This window comes from Halodesulfovibrio sp. MK-HDV (genome assembly GCF_009914765.1).
In the GTDB taxonomy this organism is placed as follows: Bacteria; Desulfobacterota; Desulfovibrionia; order Desulfovibrionales; family Desulfovibrionaceae; genus Halodesulfovibrio.
The window spans coordinates 13,790-30,301 of sequence record NZ_WYDS01000027.1 but is presented as its reverse complement, the minus strand read 5'-3'; the positions used below and the strand labels follow the sequence as shown (position 1 = coordinate 30,301).

The 16,512-nt window shown below is 42.6% G+C and carries 16 protein-coding genes and 1 tRNA gene; 6 read left to right on the top strand and 11 right to left on the bottom strand.

Features of this window, described 5'->3' with window-relative positions; genetic code table 11:
- Positions 1 to 10 precede the first annotated feature (10 nt).
- The 3 genes from MKHDV_RS17225 to MKHDV_RS17215 form a co-directional block, all read right to left on the bottom strand.
- Positions 11 to 2,131: a Mu transposase C-terminal domain-containing protein gene (locus tag MKHDV_RS17225; protein WP_160717500.1), complete on the bottom strand. Its 2,121-nt coding sequence runs from the start codon at positions 2,129 to 2,131 to the stop codon at positions 11 to 13.
- A 112-nt stretch (positions 2,132 to 2,243) separates the two neighbouring features.
- Entirely contained in the window at positions 2,244 to 2,480 is a 237-nt protein-coding gene (locus tag MKHDV_RS17220) for a hypothetical protein (RefSeq protein WP_020001986.1), read from the bottom strand.
- Positions 2,480 to 2,923 carry a hypothetical protein gene (locus MKHDV_RS17215; protein ID WP_020001987.1) on the bottom strand — a complete coding sequence of 148 codons (444 nt, stop codon included), beginning with the start codon at positions 2,921 to 2,923 and terminating at the stop codon, positions 2,480 to 2,482. Before MKHDV_RS17215 ends, MKHDV_RS17220 begins: the two co-directional genes overlap by 1 nt.
- 272 nt (positions 2,924 to 3,195) lie before the next feature.
- Here MKHDV_RS17215 and MKHDV_RS17210 point away from each other — a divergent pair, with 272 nt between their 5' ends.
- Entirely contained in the window at positions 3,196 to 3,669 is a 474-nt protein-coding gene (locus MKHDV_RS17210; RefSeq protein ID WP_160717503.1) for a helix-turn-helix domain-containing protein, read from the top strand.
- 526 nt (positions 3,670 to 4,195) lie between these two features.
- On the opposite strand, the gene MKHDV_RS17205 is transcribed toward MKHDV_RS17210, so the two are convergent.
- Positions 4,196 to 4,765, bottom strand: coding sequence for a manganese efflux pump MntP family protein (locus MKHDV_RS17205; RefSeq protein WP_160717498.1), 570 nt, complete (start codon positions 4,763 to 4,765; stop codon positions 4,196 to 4,198).
- A gap of 292 nt (positions 4,766 to 5,057) precedes the next feature.
- Here MKHDV_RS17205 and MKHDV_RS17200 point away from each other — a divergent pair, with 292 nt between their 5' ends.
- From MKHDV_RS17200 to MKHDV_RS17185, 4 genes are all read left to right on the top strand, one after another.
- Positions 5,058 to 6,074, top strand: a complete 1,017-nt coding sequence (locus MKHDV_RS17200; RefSeq protein WP_160717496.1) for an extracellular solute-binding protein — start codon at positions 5,058 to 5,060, stop codon at positions 6,072 to 6,074.
- Positions 6,075 to 6,123: 49 nt separating this feature from the next.
- On the top strand, positions 6,124 to 7,716 hold the full coding sequence (locus MKHDV_RS17195) for an iron ABC transporter permease (RefSeq protein ID WP_160717494.1): 1,593 nt from the start codon (positions 6,124 to 6,126) through the stop codon (positions 7,714 to 7,716).
- 10 nt (positions 7,717 to 7,726) lie between these two features.
- Positions 7,727 to 8,773, top strand: coding sequence for an ABC transporter ATP-binding protein (locus MKHDV_RS17190; protein ID WP_160717492.1), 1,047 nt, complete (start codon positions 7,727 to 7,729; stop codon positions 8,771 to 8,773).
- 184 nt (positions 8,774 to 8,957) lie between these two features.
- Positions 8,958 to 9,485 carry a type 1 glutamine amidotransferase domain-containing protein gene (locus tag MKHDV_RS17185; RefSeq protein WP_160717490.1) on the top strand — a complete coding sequence of 176 codons (528 nt, stop codon included), beginning with the start codon at positions 8,958 to 8,960 and terminating at the stop codon, positions 9,483 to 9,485.
- A gap of 94 nt (positions 9,486 to 9,579) precedes the next feature.
- On the opposite strand, the gene MKHDV_RS17180 is transcribed toward MKHDV_RS17185, so the two are convergent.
- The 7 genes from MKHDV_RS17180 to MKHDV_RS17150 all read right to left on the bottom strand — a co-directional run bounded on the left by MKHDV_RS17180 (position 9,580) and on the right by MKHDV_RS17150 (position 14,943).
- A complete protein-coding gene (locus tag MKHDV_RS17180; RefSeq protein ID WP_160717488.1) occupies positions 9,580 to 10,443 on the bottom strand; it encodes a hypothetical protein in 864 nt (287 codons plus the stop codon).
- Between the two features lie 12 nt (positions 10,444 to 10,455).
- Complete coding sequence (locus MKHDV_RS17175; RefSeq protein WP_216846957.1) at positions 10,456 to 11,424, bottom strand: tetratricopeptide repeat protein; 969 nt, start codon at positions 11,422 to 11,424, stop codon at positions 10,456 to 10,458.
- A gap of 41 nt (positions 11,425 to 11,465) precedes the next feature.
- A complete protein-coding gene (locus MKHDV_RS17170; RefSeq protein ID WP_160717484.1) occupies positions 11,466 to 12,287 on the bottom strand; it encodes a hypothetical protein in 822 nt (273 codons plus the stop codon).
- A complete protein-coding gene (locus tag MKHDV_RS17165; RefSeq protein WP_160717482.1) occupies positions 12,277 to 12,894 on the bottom strand; it encodes a glycogen-binding domain-containing protein in 618 nt (205 codons plus the stop codon). Before MKHDV_RS17165 ends, MKHDV_RS17170 begins: the two co-directional genes overlap by 11 nt.
- Complete coding sequence (locus tag MKHDV_RS17160) at positions 12,887 to 13,447, bottom strand: RNA polymerase sigma factor (protein WP_160717480.1); 561 nt, start codon at positions 13,445 to 13,447, stop codon at positions 12,887 to 12,889. The genes MKHDV_RS17165 and MKHDV_RS17160 overlap by 8 nt, the downstream gene beginning before the upstream one ends.
- Positions 13,448 to 13,838: 391 nt before the next feature.
- Positions 13,839 to 14,738: a site-specific integrase gene (locus MKHDV_RS17155; RefSeq protein WP_160717478.1), complete on the bottom strand. Its 900-nt coding sequence runs from the start codon at positions 14,736 to 14,738 to the stop codon at positions 13,839 to 13,841.
- Positions 14,739 to 14,866: 128 nt separating this feature from the next.
- A tRNA-Arg gene (locus tag MKHDV_RS17150) sits at positions 14,867 to 14,943 on the bottom strand.
- A 571-nt stretch (positions 14,944 to 15,514) separates the two neighbouring features.
- On the opposite strand from MKHDV_RS17150, the gene MKHDV_RS17145 reads away from it, so the two are divergent.
- On the top strand, positions 15,515 to 16,405 hold the full coding sequence (locus MKHDV_RS17145; RefSeq protein ID WP_160717476.1) for a DMT family transporter: 891 nt from the start codon (positions 15,515 to 15,517) through the stop codon (positions 16,403 to 16,405).
- Positions 16,406 to 16,512 lie beyond the last annotated feature (107 nt).

Below are 16,512 nucleotides of genomic sequence, written 5' to 3'. Positions count from 1 at the left end.
ATTCCTTTTCTTATGATGCTACGGTCTGGCGAGTACGCCCGTAGTATTTGCGTAAGCGTTCGTATCGTGAAGCCGCGTTCTGTTTGTATTCTTCTGTGCTTTCGTAATATTCCATCCATTCACGGTCTGGATCACGAAGAAGCACATTGTCTTTCGCTGTAAGGCTGAACAGGTAATCATACTTATCCAGCTCAGTAACAATCTCAGGTTTCTGTACTGGAGGAACATAAGATGGGGCATTGCTGCGCTGTGTTTGCGCCTTCTTCTTAGCTGATTCAATGCTGAGAACTTTTGTCTGTGAAAGTGGTGCAGCTATTACCTTCTTCGGCTCAATTTTCTCATTTTGAATGGCAACCATTCGATCACGCTGCGCAGCAAGTGAATCTTCAAGAACCTGTCGTGCAATGCTTGATGCATCACGCTCCTGATCTTTCTTCAGAGTGATTGCTTGCTGAAGTTCCTCACGGTGCTGATCCGTTCCAAGCAAGCTAGCAGCAGGATGAATTGCATTCTGACGCTGCGCCTTACAAATGAACTCGCTACCATCTTCACTAAATACTAAAATCGAGGAACGATCGTGTAAGTCGTACTTAATTTGAACTGCGTGTGTTCTGCCGTGCATCAACCCGTCGTAGTAGCGTTCACCAAGAAAGCGAATACCTTCACGACGTATCTGGCGCACTGCTTTTGCCATCATAAGGTGGCGCAATTTGCTTTCATCAACGCCAGCACCTCGCCCTTGCATAAACACTTCTGCAGGAGTTTTCCCGTTCAGATGCCCACGCTGTGGACGCTGGATATATTCATCTATCCACTGAGCCACTACGTAATGAGTTTCCTCAAGGGTCAAGGGGCGGCCTCCAGCAGCTTCATATGCTTTGCGATGCAATGGCTCACCACGATTTAAACGTGCTGGCTTCGCTGCAATACAATTACCTACATATGACGGAACCCACTGCTCAAGCTCGTGCAACGTTCCAAAAAATCGTTCGATTGTTTTTGACTGACCATGATACGGCCATGCGAAAATTGTGTGAATACCAAGGTCTTGAAACAACCCTGCTATTCCTGTCTGGCGGAAGTCTACCCCGTTAAAATACTTGGAGCGAAACGCCCTGCCGTTATCGAGGTAGGCAATAAGAGGGAACTTACCGAGTGTCATAACAGCACGCCGGAAGGCTGCGGCAATGCCCTGCGTATTTTCTGTGGGCATTATCTCCCAACCCATTGGGCAGTTAGACTTCATGTCATACCACATAATAAGTTCCATACGCTGCGGTTTGCCCGTCCAAGGATTAAGCGTTTCAAAATTTAAAACATGTCCATCAGCAACAAGGATGTCACCAACTTCAATCAGATTGTAGTCACGCTCTATGTAGAATGCAGCTTTGTCGTTCCACGCTTTCTTACCTTCACGTGTATAGACCCACGTTCCGAAATTTGTTTCTTTCCAAATAGAAAGGAAACGACGCATTGTGCGCTCTGCGGGGATTGGTAACTTCTGAGCAGTCATTGCAGAAGTTGCCATGCGAATGGCGGTACTAATAGTTGGGTGGTTAGGCTGAAGCACTGCATTAAGAAGTAACTTTGCATGCTCTTCTGTCATCTTTGCGCGCTGTTCATTTCCTGCGCCACGTCTATCTACCAAGGCGACAACCGTTCCACTCTTACGAAGCTCCAACTTCCAGCGCTCAATAGATTTCCACGAAGCCTTTACGCCAAGAGTTTCCAATAAATGAGGCCATGCTCCACCCTTGTAAGCTTGAATAAAGGAATCACGTGCCACAGCTTTGCTGCCGAATCCAGCCTTACCAATCCATTCCGAATACAGCACAACAAGATCCGCACGGGCTAGCGCTTTCTTACGTTTTGCATCACTTACACCAGCAGTTGCTAACGTAGGCACTATCAGCTGCGCAGCCTGTTGATCTGCCAGTCTAGCTTCAGCAGAGACAAGAGCTGTGCGGGTTGCTTCAGGCATAGAAGCAACAAGCCACTCATTGCCTCCGCCACGTCCAACACGAGGGCGTGCTTGCCATGATTCACGGTTTGCTCTCACAAGCACCCCTTTAGGCTGCGAGAAACCTAAAATGCTTGCTAGCTCTCTGGTTGTGTATGCTTCTTTCAACATAAGCGTCCTACGTATCGTTTTTTAAAGCGGCGCAGACCAGCCAAGCCTGCGCCTAACGCATTATCCAGTGCCATCACTATTTATCTACTAAACTTAGTAATTTATTATGGAATCACACGGCTTGTTTCATTTTCATTGAGTCCGGCAGACTCAAAAACTTTTGCGGGCACCCCAAATCAACCAAGGCCGTCAATACTCTTTGGCTATCGTCGTCCCCAATAATGGTTTTTCTAACCTGAACTGCTGAAACACCGATTTTTTTTGCAACTGATGCCATCGTATGTCCCTGCCCATGTAAATATTCGCGTATTGCCCACGGCTTCCTGTTCCTCCCTGCAATTGTGGCCATTACAACTGTGCCTCCAACTGTTTCTTACGTTTCTTTGCATCCCGCTCTGATAAGACCGCCTGTGCGTAGTCACGTAATTTTTTATCTTCCTCACTCATTATCTCGCACCCTACGGCCTGAAGAATCGGCAATAGGGGCGAGATGTCTCCTGTGGCCATGCAGAACGCAACAACCGCAAGAATAGGTGGGGGATGTTCCCGTGCTGCTGGTTGCAACCATTTATCTAACATAGCTCTAGAAACACACTTGGCATTTCTAGTACTAAGTAGAATCCCAGCAGCACGAGAAATTTCAGTCAGTTCATCTGCTAGCTGATCACGAGAAAGATTTGGCCGCTCTTTCATAACGCTATTCATGTTGGCGCGAACCTGCGGCATAACACCAGCCAGCTTCGCCACCTGTTCGTCTTGTGTTGCGTATTGAAAGAGTTTGATTTGCTGCATCTATTTTACCGTCCAATCTAAGCAAGCTTTTCGTCCAAACTGAATTGTTGACCTCTGGTTGGGGGCAGGTTAAAAATTGAATTAAGAAAAGAATTAATTTTTTAACCTGCCCATGCCTAGTTTTTAGGCTAAAATTCTGTCCGTTTCAAGCAGAATTTTGGGTAAAACTTAAATTTCTGCCCATATAGATTTATTTTCTTACTTTTCAACAGGTTACGTAATTGCACCTGCGTAAAAGTTAAAGTAAATCTTTGGAAGATGGACTTTTACCTATGAATACGCTTGGTTCTAGGATTAAAATAGCGCGAGGAAAACTATCTCAAGATGCTTTTTCTAAGCAAATTGGAGTTAGCAAAGGGTCTTTAGGCTTCTACGAACGGGATGAAAATCTGCCCAATACTGAAGTTGCACTAAAAATCTGTTCAGAGACAGGAGTCAGCATTGCATGGCTTCTGACTGGTGACGAATCAGAGCAACCTGCAAATGCTTCCGATAAAGCAGATCAAAAAACACATTCACAATGTCCGAAGTGTGACAAGATAGAGGCTGATTTACGCAAAGAGCGTGAAGAGGTTCGCGAACTCACAAAAGAATTGCGCGAAATAAACGCGGAAAACAGGACATTATTGAAAGAAAACGGAGATATCAGAACCCGTTTGGCAACTCTTGAAGCAAGAGCTGCCCCTACAGATAGGTCTTCTACAGATAGCCCAGCAGACGCCGCCAGCTCGCGCAAGCATGCATAAAAAAGAAAGCGGGAAGAGTGATACCACTCTTCCCGCTTTCCCTATAATCAAACACTACGCACATAAAATATATTGTCAATAATGGCAGTATACTAGTTTATAACACCGCTACTCTATTTTGCTTTGTCGAATATAATCTCACGTTGGACGACAAAACGCATTTTTTCGCCGTACAAAATTCTCATTTGGAAAGTCAAAGCACACCCCAAATCCGAACTTTTCTCATTTAGGGTTTCTCTTTGAAAAAATATTTTTTGAAAGGAACAAGCCCGCACCAGTCCTATATTTAGCCCATATTCGTACTATGTCATCTAGGCTATCCGGTATTTCTCAAGTCGGGTGTCCCCCTACACCTGCCTCTCTCAATCAAACTACAATAGACTGTTCGAACTAAAACAATAAAAAAAGGCTCTAAGGAAATACTTAGAGCCTTTTTCGTAGTCTATTTTATATGAATAAATATTTTTATTCAGTTTCTTACTACACACATATTTGCATTATTTAATAGAGGTCAGAAAGATAAAGACTAGAGAGATAACGCCCCATGTTCCCACAAAATATTTACTCCAATCCCAATTAAGACAGATCCACCAAACAATTCTGCATACTTACTGACACTCGTTGCTTTAGAAAACAATTTGACGAAATGAAGCCCCGCGGCTGTAAAAAACAAAGCCACTATACCAATAACAAAGGCGGGCCACCAAATTGAAAGCCCAAGCATTGATAAACTTAGTCCAACCGCTAATGCGTCAATACTTGTAGCAGTAGATAGAACAACTAAAGTCATTCCCTTTGTCGGGTCACTCTGTGATTCTTCGTCTTTATCAAAAGCCTCACGAATCATTTTAAATCCAATATATCCTAATAAGACAAAAGCAATCCAATGATCATATTCCTCAATGTAGGATCGGACCGTAGCACCCAAGTACCATCCAACTATTGGCATAAGAGCCTGAAACAGGCCAAAATGCCACGCCAATCGAAATGTCTGACGTGAACTAACTTTTTTTAAAGCAACTCCAGTAGCAATTGCTACGGCAAAAGCGTCCATAGCAAGAGCTATAGAGACAGTAATAAGTTCGATACCACCCATAAAATCTCCAATTTTAAATCCCAAGAACAGGTACTCAGGAACTTCTACTTTTACAAGAGGTATTGCTTCAAAAAAATTACACCTTCATTTCAAAATGTTATTCAAGAAAACAGAAAGACGATCACAACCCAACATTGGGATAATGCCCCGTAGAATTAATTATTTTATCGAATTCCGCCTCATAGCATGCGAGTACTTACTTTTCTTTTTTTATTTTGACATCCAAATAACCATGTGTTTGATAACGAAAATCAATGTCGTTATCAAACATAGTTTACCATAAGGGAAAAACATGAAGTCATTATTTTACAGCACGTTAGCTGCAATCATTACTATTTCAATACTTTCTACCCTTCCGGCTCATGCTTCAACGCCGGAAGAGATCGTAGTTTACTCAGCTCGCAAAGAACATCTGATCAAGCCACTTTTTGATGCGTATACCAAAAAGACTGGTGTCAAAATTGCTTATATTACTGCCAAAGCAAATCCTTTGCTTGAGCGCTTGAAGGCTGAAGGAAAGAATACTCCTGCTGATCTACTCATAACCGTTGATGCTGGTAACCTTTGGCATGCTGCTCAAAGTGACCTACTCCAACCTATTGAATCTCCAGCTCTTATCAATGCAGTTCCCGAGAACTTACGAGACCCACAGAACCTTTGGTTTGGCCTCTCAATTCGTGCCCGTACAATCGTTTACAATGCCGATAAAGTGTCTGCAGACCAACTTTCAACATATGAAGATCTTGCAGCCGACAAATGGAAAGGACGTCTTGTTCTGCGCACTTCTAAAAAAGTTTATAACCAATCTCTGGTTGCGTCCTTAATCGAACAACACGGCGAAGCTAAAGCTGAAAAAATTGTTAAAGGTTGGGTAAATAACCTAGCTATCGACCCTACATCCAATGATACGAAAGCAATGCAAGCTATTGCAAACGGAATTGGTGACGTAGCAATCGTAAATACATACTACTATGGGCGACTCATGAAGGAGTCTCCTGAACTTTCGCTTAAACTCTTTTGGCCTAACCAGAAAACTACCGGCGTGCACATGAACATCTCAGGTGCGGGTGTCACCAAATATGCAAAAAATAAATCTGGAGCAGTCAAACTACTTGAGTGGCTTGCTTCTGAAGAAGCACAAAAGACATTTGGAGCATTAAATCAGGAATATCCGGTAAATCCTGAAGTCAGCTCTACTGAAGAAGTAGCATCATGGGGAACATTCAAAGGAAACCCTATGAACGTTACTGCCTATGGTGAAAAGCAAGCAGATGCCATAAAGCTCATGGATCGCGCTGGCTATAAATAAAAAATAAAGAGCGGTAGCTGTTGGCTGCCGCTCTTTATTACCATGCAAAATGAACAAAATTATACGTACATCAATCCCGCTCATAGTCGCTGCATTTGCAGTAACTCCTATTCTTGTCATTTTTTCTTCGGCGCTTCAGCCAAGAGAAGATCTTTGGACTCACCTACTACAAACTTCTCTTCCGACCCTAGCGCTGAACACCTTGTTTCTCTGTCTGGGAGTAGCAATAGGAACAGGCGTTCTTGGAGTTCTTCTTGGATGGATAATAGCAACATGTGACTTTCCAGGGAGGCGTTTTTTTTCAACGGCTCTTCTTCTTCCTATGGCAATCCCAACATACGTATTTGCATTCGTATTTTTAGGACTTTTTGACTTTTCAAGTCCACTCCAATTGCTATTACGCGACTGGTTTGGAATTGCCCCCTTTGATGTTCGCTCTATCTGGACAGTATGTATCACTATGACATTAGCGCTGTATCCGTACGTGTATGTCATGGCTAAATCAGGATTTACAACACAAGGCCAACGTTGCCTTGAAGCAGCAAGAACACTTGGACGTTCGTACTTTTCAGCATTTTACTCTGTCGGAATTCCACTCTGTCGACCATGGATCGCAATAGGCATCTTACTCGTTTTGATGGAAACTCTAGCAGATTTTGGTGCAGTCTCTGTTTTTAATTTTGATACCTTCACTACCGCTGTCTATAAAGCATGGTACGGGTTCTTTTCATTATCCACCGCCTCTCAACTTGCGTCCATTTTAGTTCTGCTAGCGCTTATTTTACTCAATGGTGAACAACGGCTACGTAAAAAAATGCGCTTCACTCAAGAGCGCTCGTCTTTTCAACGAATACCTTTGAATGGAATAAAAGCCATCGCGGCATGTTGTTTTTGTACTGCAATTTTCTTTATTGGCTTTATTATCCCTGTTGTTCAACTTGCGTGGTGGTCTCTCGGCAATTTTACCATAGAGCTTTCGGCACAGTATTTAACTTTCAGTGCTAACACGTTGACGTTAGGTTTAGTGGCGGCTGGTATAACATGCCTTGCGGCTCTTTCTTTAGCCTATGCAGCGCGGTTCCAAAAAACAAAATTCACTCAAGTTGTTATCTCATTATCCACGATTGGCTACTCCCTTCCTGGAACAGTATTAGCTGTAGGGATTATTGCTCCAATCGCATATTTTGATAACGCCTATATTCAAATTTCAACATGGATAATAGGACAACCAGTTCCTCCGTTACTTCAAGGGACAATACTAGCGCTCCTCATAGCCTATGCAATCCGCTTTCTGGCTGCTGCCTATGGATCAATAAACAGCAGTATGCAGCGAATTACTCCCTCCATGGATGAAGCCTCAGCACTAATGGGAATAACTGGTTGGAAAATGCTTAGCAAAGTACACCTTCCACAATTAAAAACAGGGCTTTTTACCGCAGCTTTGCTCGTCTTAGTTGATGTAATGAAGGAAATGCCTATTACCCTTATGACTAGACCCTTTGGATGGGACACACTTGCTGTGAAAATTTACGAACTGACAAGTGAGGGAGAGTGGGAAAGAGCGGCAATCCCGTCTGTTCTTCTTATTTTAGTTGGTCTTATCCCCGTTCTGTACATTAACAAAAAAACAGATTGTGCCTAGTGAGCGATTTATGCTGAATATTAACTTAGTTCAAAAATATTTTGATGAAAAATGCATCATTTCAGATGTCTCTTTGTCCTTACCAAAAGGGCAAATAGGCTGCCTGCTCGGCGCAAGCGGATGTGGTAAAACAACCCTGCTTCGCACTATTGCAGGGTTTGAATATATTAACGGTGGTGAAATAAAAATTAATGACACCGTAGTTTCTTCGAAAACAGCCTTTATTCCACCAGAAGATCGTAAAGTTGGAATGGTTTTTCAGGACTATGCGTTATTTCCACACTTAACCGTCGTAGAAAACATAGCCTTCGGATTACAGAATATAAAAAAACGATTCTTTTCATCATCACGCTCTCACGCCACACAGCAACGCATAGACGAGATGCTCCACCTTGTCGGACTAGAGGACAGTGCTAAAAAGTATCCACATCAACTTTCTGGTGGTCAGCAACAGCGTGTCGCCTTAGCACGAGCATTAGCTCCTAAGCCTCAATTGCTACTCATGGATGAACCTTTTTCTAATCTGGATGTAACACTTCGAGAACATTTATCCGTTGAGATGCGTTCTATTCTCAAAAAAGAGGATATCACCGCTGTAATGGTTACTCACAACCAAAATGAAGCTTTTGCAATGGGAGACATCGTTGGGATTATGAATGATGGGATACTCCATCAATGGGATACTCCAAAAAATATTTACCACACACCCACAACCCCTTTTGTCTCGACCTTTGTTGGAGAAGGAGTTTTAATTAAAGGTGAGTTCGTTGATAATACAGTATGTACAGCTTTAGGAACTTTTGAGAAGTCATCTGTAACATTTTTTCCTTCTTTAAATGGAGGTCGTATGCTTGTTCGCCCAGAAAAGATTTTCATTTCTCCTACCTACAACAAGGACAAAATACAGGCCACTATTGAAGAAGTTATCTTTAAAGGCACGCACTCAAGTTGTGCATTACGATTAGCATCTAATGAAACAATTATCGTACATAGTTCTAACAATTCAAGATTAAGCAAAGGTTCCACGGTATCAATCTGCTGCAGTTTGGAACATTAATTGTTTGTCTAAATTTGTATAATGTATCTTGCTTGCCTGTGTGATGTATTCAGTTTTGCTTGCTTTACTAGATGCACGCAAAACAGTAATGGATCATTTCACTCGCTTTGAAGCAATGTAAAGTCGTTATAAAAACATTAGCTCACACTTTGCCCCTGTTGTAGATCTGAAAACGGAGATTCAAATGAAAATGAAAGCCCAACGCGTCTTAATGTTTGTGGACAATATCTTTGAGGACATGGAACTTCTGTACCCGTACTACCGTTTAATTGAAGAAGGCGCAGATGTTATCGTAGCGGGTCCCAAAGCCGACTGTATTTATACAGGCAAAAACGGTTATCCGTTCCGATCTACAGCTGCTATTGCAGACCAGCGGGCGGCTGATTTCGATCTTCTTGTTGTTGCCGGTGGCTTTGCTCCTGACCAGCTCAGACGTGATCCTAAAGTGCTTGAACTTACCCGCGAAATTTTCGAAGCCGGAAAAATTGTTGCGCATATATGCCACGGTGGCTGGATACCAATTTCAGCTGGGATCATGAAAGGCTTCAACTGCACATCAACTCCCGGAATTAAGGATGACTTAATAAACGCAGGAGCAACGTGGGTTAATGAAGAAGTTGTTGTTGACCGAAATCAAATATCATCCCGCAAACCAGACGATCTGCCTGCTTTTTGCCGAACAATTATTGAAGCTGCAACGGAATCTAACTAACGATAGCTGAGTCACAGCTAGAAGTATGCGCGCAGTAAAAAGGCTTATGCATTTCTGCATAAGCCTTTAAAATTACATCATGGGAAAAGAAATTTTATTTCTTACCACCACCATTGCCGCCGCCATTACCGCCGCCTTTTCCATTTCCACCAGCATTTCCGTTACTGCCACCTTTGCCGTTCCCACCAGCATTACTACCGTTGCCGCCGCCCTTTCCAGAATTACCGGAACTGGCACCGCGGGAACCATCTTTTGACTGACCAAGGCCTACCGCCTTACTACCATGAGATTTGCCAGTTTTAGCTCCAGGCGCTGTGGAGTAGCCCTTTTTAGTATTACGAGCTGTGGCAACATGTTGGTTGCGGTTGTTTTTACCTAAACCTGCATTTTTTCCCATGTTTGCTTTGCCGTTTGCTTTGCCTAAAGCTGCACCTAATACACTAGGGTGAACACCCAACTCGTGTGCTATTTCACCCCAACCCATCTCGGCATCGCGCATAGCGGCAATATCTGCTGTCGATACAGACGTCATGTTGGCCATGGCAGCCTCTGTTGCAGCCTGTGCATCAGCTAACGTAGCTTCTGCTTCTGCAATTGCTGCCTCATCTTCAGCTTCTTGTGCTGCTGCTAAAGCGCCCTCTGCTTCTGCTTCTGCAGAAATAGCAGCATCCACATCTGCATCAGGCTTTGATGCTACTGCAGCAGCTAAAGCTTCTGCCTTGGCAGCCTGTGCTGCATTTGCAAAAGATGGAGCTTGGTCTGCTTCAGCCTCTGTGTCGGTTTCTCCGGTAGTTGAGCCACTGTCTTCTGTTCCAACCTCACCAGTCACACTAGACTCTGTGCCAAGCTCAGAGTCAGTAGAAACTGTTGATTCTGTTTCAGCAAAAGAAACAGCAACAATGGAGCATACAAGCAAACAACATATAGCTAGTGGTGCAAATAATTTATTCTTTTTCATCGAGATCTCCTCTTACTTTACGTTAGTAATAAAACGTACTGATTCGGATAAATTTTGTGCTTTTTTACCTGCACCTACCCGTTCCGCCTGCCCAAACCAGCTAATAGGAAGCTGCTTTTTCTCAACACTTGGAACATACGTTACAATATAATTTCTAACTGCAATGGCTCTAGCCTTTGCAAGCGATGCCTTTCCTTTAACGTGAACAACCAAATCTATAGTGAGCTTTGGGGAGTTCTTAAGCATTGCACCTAACAATTTTAGAGAAGCAGTTGTTTCTGTTTTAATTTTTGCAGTATCCCTTTCAAACTGGACTGCAATAAAAGTTATTTGCCGTTTCCCAATATAGAAATTGCGCCACGAATAATCACCTAAGCTGTTGAGGCTTGTGACAGCTTTTATAGCAACATGCCCATCCGGGTAATACTTCAAATATTTAAGCAAGGCCGTATGCTCTCGCTTGTATTGCTTTACCCCATGCAGGGCCACGGCTGTATTGTAGAGGGCTTCTGGGTCATACTTATCTTTTCTCAGTACAAACTGGTATTGGTCATACGCCTTTTTCCATTCACGCTTATCCAGATAATTATGACCTAGATACAAATGCGCATATGTAGAGCGTGGGTTCAGCTCAATAGCTTTAAGATATTGCTTACGTTCATTTCTATAATCCATCACTGACCAGTAATTAATACCCAGCCAAAAATGATAGTCATCGTCAGCAGGATCAAGTTTCACAGCTTTCTTTAGATGACTCAAAGCAGCCTCGGGCTTATCTTGCGCTAAAAGCATTCGTCCTAAATAGTACTGTGCCATAGCGTCATTCGGATTCTCTGCTACGGCCTGCTTAAATTTTTCCTGACCTTGTCCATACTCTTCCATTCCCAGGTAGTACTGACCTTTTACACCAGTACAGCCTGTCATTGTCATAGCAAGTACCCCGACAATTATTAGTCGGCATAGCAAATTAGACATTTTCATTAATCACTCTCAATATTTTTAAAAGTAGAACGCATATTTTCTTAATTATTCTGAGTGTTCTGTTCTGGCACACCCAAAGAGCGAGGTTGTAAAGAAAGCTCTCGTGCAAATTGGTGCGGTAATATTCCGGCTTTTACAGCTTTAATTGCTTTATTCATGAAAACATTTGAAGCGCCCCCTCTCCTGATCACTAGCGAATAAAGCTGAGGGACTTCTTTCCAACGCATCAGGGTGGCGTCATCTTTCATAACTAAAGCCACAAACTCATCCAATTCGTGAGAAGGTATCCCTGCTTGCTTTAACAACGAATAAAGCCGTAACCCTTCAACTATCGCAGCCTCATTTTTACCGGTATGCGATGAAAAAAACGCTTCAACTTGGTCGCGGGTGATTCCTTGAGAGCGAATCTCGAACATCATACGAAGCGCAGCCTCTTGCGGTTCCGCACCAGTTTTTTGAATTAAAAGCTGTTTGGAAAAATTCATTTCCTTAACCATGCTCTCAATCGCACCACATATCTTTGCTCCTGAAATACCCTTCGCACGTCCTTCCATCACCTTTTCTTCAAGTAAGGTAATGGGCAGCCCTGATGCCCTGGCATCAACTAATTTTGAAAGGAGGCATGCAGCATCTTTAGTCTTCAGTTTTTCTTCAAGAACTTCCTGTGTAACAAGCAGTAATGTTTCCTTTTGAATCCCTGCACCTTTTGCAACTTCTACAAGTTGAGGAAAAGCTATTTGTGTATCCTTTCCAGTTGCAAAGACAGCGTGGGGGAAAAGCAAACAGAACATAGCTATGAACAAGAAAAAGCGAATGCGACAAATTGTCATCTGCCCTGTTATTCTAATAAACTTACAGTTCATGCTGTACACCACTCACTTGAAGGAGGGAGTTTTTATTACCAAAGCTATCTTGAACATAAAAGACGGCTCTCGGGTCCGGCATTGAAGATTCACCATTTACAAGAAAAACGTATTCGTAGTCGCCAGACGCAAGCGCGTGTTCGAGCACCCATGCCTCCTGCGATTCGTCATAATGCATCTCAAAACCTTGACTCTGCCATTTATTAAAGGAGCCGATAACAACAGCAGATGAGAATTTTCTATCTGGGTCAGGTAAGGTAAACGCTACCCGTTTAAGACTGGATGTAGTTAATGTTGGCTGTAATCCACTGTGCCTGCTTTCCATGTTGTCTAGCGATATGTTAGCTAAAGCAAACACGCCGCAAAAGATAACCGCAACACTAGCTACTATCTGTAACGGTGAAGCGGAAACTGTCATTGGTCTTGTTAAGATATTCCAAATGCAACGATATCGTTGCTCAATTTTTTTGCTTAGCGTTACAGGATTAGCTGCTTTTAGGGGCAATTGATTCATGACATTTTGCGTAAAATTTTCCGGTGGATTCACATCAGAAAACTCTTCCGACAAAACAGATCGCAGTTGGTCTTCAAAGATATTTTTACTCATGTCTTCCCTCTACTGCTGCGGAAACAATTTCTATTCCCCGCTTTAAACGCATCTTAGCTGCACTAACCCCAATACCAAGAGATTCTGCGACCTCTTTGACAGGTAAGTCATCACGAAAACGCAGTAATAAAGCTTCTCGATAAAGAGAAGGAAGCTGCTGGATGACCGCCTTAATGCTGCTATTAAGAATATCTGTTTCGACAGTTGACTCACTGACCACATGTTCCAAATCTAATTCATCTGTAAAAGATGATTTGCGACCATCCTTGCGCCAATAATCCCTTAGCGTATTGATGGCTATGGCAGTTATCCAAGAAGAGAACTTTCTATCTAGAGAAAACTGTTCCAATTTTTCATACGCCTTTAGGAAGACATCTTGAGCAAGCTCTGCTGCAACTGCATGTGATTGGATTGATCGGACAAATATACTGAAAATCTTTGCTTGATATTTTGTTACCAGCAAAGCGTATGCCTCATTATTCCCATTACGTATGGAAACAATGACATCGCTGTCGTTAACAGGAGGATTTTGCTGGTGAGTAGTGTTTGGCATTACATAGTAATACGTTGGCGAACTACATTTGGTCACATAAAATTATATTTTTTATTTTACTAAAAATTACAAATGGTAATAGGCACAAAAAGCACCATGCAAAACGCTATGTCTATCAATGTACAAGCATGTTTTATTCAAAGTGGTGGTTAATGATAGCCTCAAAGGAGCAACTGAATTGAAAATAAAATTGAATTACCCCATTATCTAATCTTACGTTAATTTAAAAATAATTCGGCGTATCATTTAATCCACTTTCATATGCAAAAAAATAAGGCGACAATATTTACTAATTGTCGCCTTATTTCACTAGAGTTCACTACATGTGATTAGAGTTTACTAAAATTGCCTAAAGTTGCATTAAGTTTTACTTCTAACCACATATAATGTTTTATTTTTTCTCTGTTGACCTTAATGGATTTTGCATATAATTCTCTAAGTACATTACTGCTTCACGTCCTTGAAGCGGTGCAAGGTGAGAATACCGCATAGTCATTTTTATGTCGCTATGCCCCAGCAGTTGGCTGACTACTGCGAGAGGAGTCCCACCCTGAACTAACCACGAGGCGAAAGTATGGCGTAATGTATGAAAAACAACGCGCTGACGACGATCTCGGATGCCGTTATTTAGACCGCAGGCATCTACAGCTCTTCGATAGAGTTTGCCTGCAAACTGAATTTTATTTCCGTATATGGTAGTAAAAAGATATGATCCCGTATTACGGGCAAAGTAGGTTTCAGCAATGTCCAGTGCGGCGCAATTTAGCGGCACGACTCTGTTATCTGACTTAGTATCGACAACTGCGACAGTCTTTGCTGAAAGATTGATATGTTCAGGAAGTAAATTGAAAATTTCACCGGAGCGTAATCCGGTAGATAGTGCAAATAGACTGATGTCATGCCAAAGATCCGAACGGTGCTTCAACTCAGTAAGCAACTTCTCTGTTTCTTGTAATGTCAGGAACCGAGTCCGTTCATTCTGAACACGAGGCATTTCGAATATTGGTAAGGGACCTGGGTACAGCTCCCATTGAATTGCTTTTCTAAGAATTCTTCGGAGCAACCCTAAAACATGATGTACTGACTGTGGGCTAAGTTTTTTAGCTTCGATCATGCTTCGTAAGCGGAGAATATCAACGCTTTTTACAGAATCCAAAGTTTTGTCACCAAGGTAGGGAGCTATATGCATTTCCCATACTTGAATGTCAGTTTTTGGTTTTCGAATGGTGGGGAGTTTGAGTTCTTTGTACAGATTCCAAGCAGATTCAACAGTTTCTACAGCATGTCCCATGAAATTGCCCCCATGTTTAAAGATTTAACTTGAAACTTTTGGAAGCAAAAACTATGTCTATTTGTAACTTCATTAACCATAAAAAAAGCCCTTGTTATGCAAGAGCTTGTAAGATGGAATCGTAATAATGGTGCGCCTGACAGGAGTCGAACCTGTGGCCTGCCGCTTAGGAGGCGGCCGCTCTATCCATCTGAGCTACAGGCGCATGTGAGATGCGATTTCTACTCCCAATTCTAGACAAAGGTCAAGGAAAAGTCTGAAATGATTACTTTTACCTGATGACTATTCATTATTTCTAGTTTTTATTGTTTTATTTCTGAACGATACACAAAAATATTTCATTCCCTGCGCGCTCCCAAAGCCATTTTTTCTACCCCTCCCCTCCTTTATTCGCTCAATACTTCATACTTTATTAATCAGAGTGAAGTACGCCCCGCTTCTTTCTTTTATTACATCGATTCCCAAATAGAATAACCAACCAAAATTATTTTTAAAAATGCCCACTATTCTTGTTTGAAGAAAACGTCAGCGACAATCTTAGATTGTGTTCTTTTCTCTTTCCTGCTAATTGCGCGATTTCGGCTATCATCTATTTTGATAACGTATTGGCGTTTGTTATTCACTCTTCAAGAAGAATGCTCATCAACCGGGCTTTACAAGGCCACCTATCTTAAATTTATACTAAATTTAGATTCCTATTCGCCTAGTTTTGCACCGCTCAATATACATCCGTTCTTCTATCCCACTAATGTCTTGTACAAATATCGAGTGTACATATGACGAGTTCTAACTCTTCTGCCTTGCTTAGCGTTGTAGCAGGGGCTATCTGTATCAGCTTTTCGGCTGTATTTGCGAAACTAGCTTCTACCAGTCCGGACGTTTCTGCCTTTTACCGTACTTTTATTGGCGGATCATGCCTGCTTGCTCTCTCATTAATTCAGTGCCGAGAATCACTTTTTATTCTATTAAAAAGACACTCAGGACTGCTCTGCGCAGGCGGACTTTTTCTAACGCTCGACCTTATGGCCTGGCACCGTTCTATCAATATATTAGGTCCTGGTGTCGGAACAATTCTTATTAACTTTCAGGTATTTTTCCTAGCACTTGCCGGCTGGATGTTCTTTAAAGAACGCCTCTCCGCCCGATTTGTATTTGCTGTCCCGTTGGCACTTGCAGGGCTTTGTATGCTTATCGGCATTACTCTCGACAGCTTCCTTACAAGCGAATTTTCTGGAATAGGCCTTGGCCTTACCGCTGCACTGTGGCTTGCTCTCTACACCCTTATGGTACGCCATATTCAAATGCGCAGCCCTAGCGTGTCTCCTGTTGCAGTCGTAGCTCTTGTTTCACTCGCATCTGCCGCCAGTATGGGCATTTTCTTTATGTGGAATTCCACATCAATTGTTATTCCTACTGCTACAGACGGCATGTGGCTCTTCCTCTACGGTCTCATAAGCCAAGCCATTGGTTGGCTGCTTATTTCACGAGGTCTACCGGGCATTCCAACATCACAGGCAGGACTGACTATTCTCATTATGCCTGCACTCTCATTCATTTGGGACATCCTTTTTTTTGCGCGGCCTGCCGGAATGGTAGAGCTCGCAGGCGGCATCCTTGCTCTTACCGCCATTTGGCTCGGTACATCTTCACAAGCCCAAGCTGACTAGCAATGCACACAATATTGCTAACCTAGCAACTTCGCTTTCTATTTTACCAGCACCCTGCATAAAGGCTCTCTGCGTAAAATAAACAAGCGCGTTACGCGCCACACTTT

Bases quoted from the DNA above. Each gene is read 5' to 3' on its own strand.
- MKHDV_RS17225 (WP_160717500.1), bottom strand. From the start codon at position 2,131: ATGTTGAAAGAAGCATACACAACCAGAGAGCTAGCAAGCATTTTAGGT.
- MKHDV_RS17220 (WP_020001986.1), bottom strand. From the start codon at position 2,480: ATGGCCACAATTGCAGGGAGGAACAGGAAGCCGTGGGCAATACGCGAA.
- MKHDV_RS17215 (WP_020001987.1), bottom strand. From the start codon at position 2,923: ATGCAGCAAATCAAACTCTTTCAATACGCAACACAAGACGAACAGGTG.
- MKHDV_RS17210 (WP_160717503.1), top strand. From the start codon at position 3,196: ATGAATACGCTTGGTTCTAGGATTAAAATAGCGCGAGGAAAACTATCT.
- MKHDV_RS17205 (WP_160717498.1), bottom strand. From the start codon at position 4,765: ATGGGTGGTATCGAACTTATTACTGTCTCTATAGCTCTTGCTATGGAC.
- MKHDV_RS17200 (WP_160717496.1), top strand. From the start codon at position 5,058: ATGAAGTCATTATTTTACAGCACGTTAGCTGCAATCATTACTATTTCA.
- MKHDV_RS17195 (WP_160717494.1), top strand. From the start codon at position 6,124: ATGAACAAAATTATACGTACATCAATCCCGCTCATAGTCGCTGCATTT.
- MKHDV_RS17190 (WP_160717492.1), top strand. From the start codon at position 7,727: ATGCTGAATATTAACTTAGTTCAAAAATATTTTGATGAAAAATGCATC.
- MKHDV_RS17185 (WP_160717490.1), top strand. From the start codon at position 8,958: ATGAAAATGAAAGCCCAACGCGTCTTAATGTTTGTGGACAATATCTTT.
- MKHDV_RS17180 (WP_160717488.1), bottom strand. From the start codon at position 10,443: ATGAAAAAGAATAAATTATTTGCACCACTAGCTATATGTTGTTTGCTT.
- MKHDV_RS17175 (WP_216846957.1), bottom strand. From the start codon at position 11,424: ATGAAAATGTCTAATTTGCTATGCCGACTAATAATTGTCGGGGTACTT.
- MKHDV_RS17170 (WP_160717484.1), bottom strand. From the start codon at position 12,287: ATGAACTGTAAGTTTATTAGAATAACAGGGCAGATGACAATTTGTCGC.
- MKHDV_RS17165 (WP_160717482.1), bottom strand. From the start codon at position 12,894: ATGAGTAAAAATATCTTTGAAGACCAACTGCGATCTGTTTTGTCGGAA.
- MKHDV_RS17160 (WP_160717480.1), bottom strand. From the start codon at position 13,447: ATGCCAAACACTACTCACCAGCAAAATCCTCCTGTTAACGACAGCGAT.
- MKHDV_RS17155 (WP_160717478.1), bottom strand. From the start codon at position 14,738: ATGGGACATGCTGTAGAAACTGTTGAATCTGCTTGGAATCTGTACAAA.
- MKHDV_RS17145 (WP_160717476.1), top strand. From the start codon at position 15,515: ATGACGAGTTCTAACTCTTCTGCCTTGCTTAGCGTTGTAGCAGGGGCT.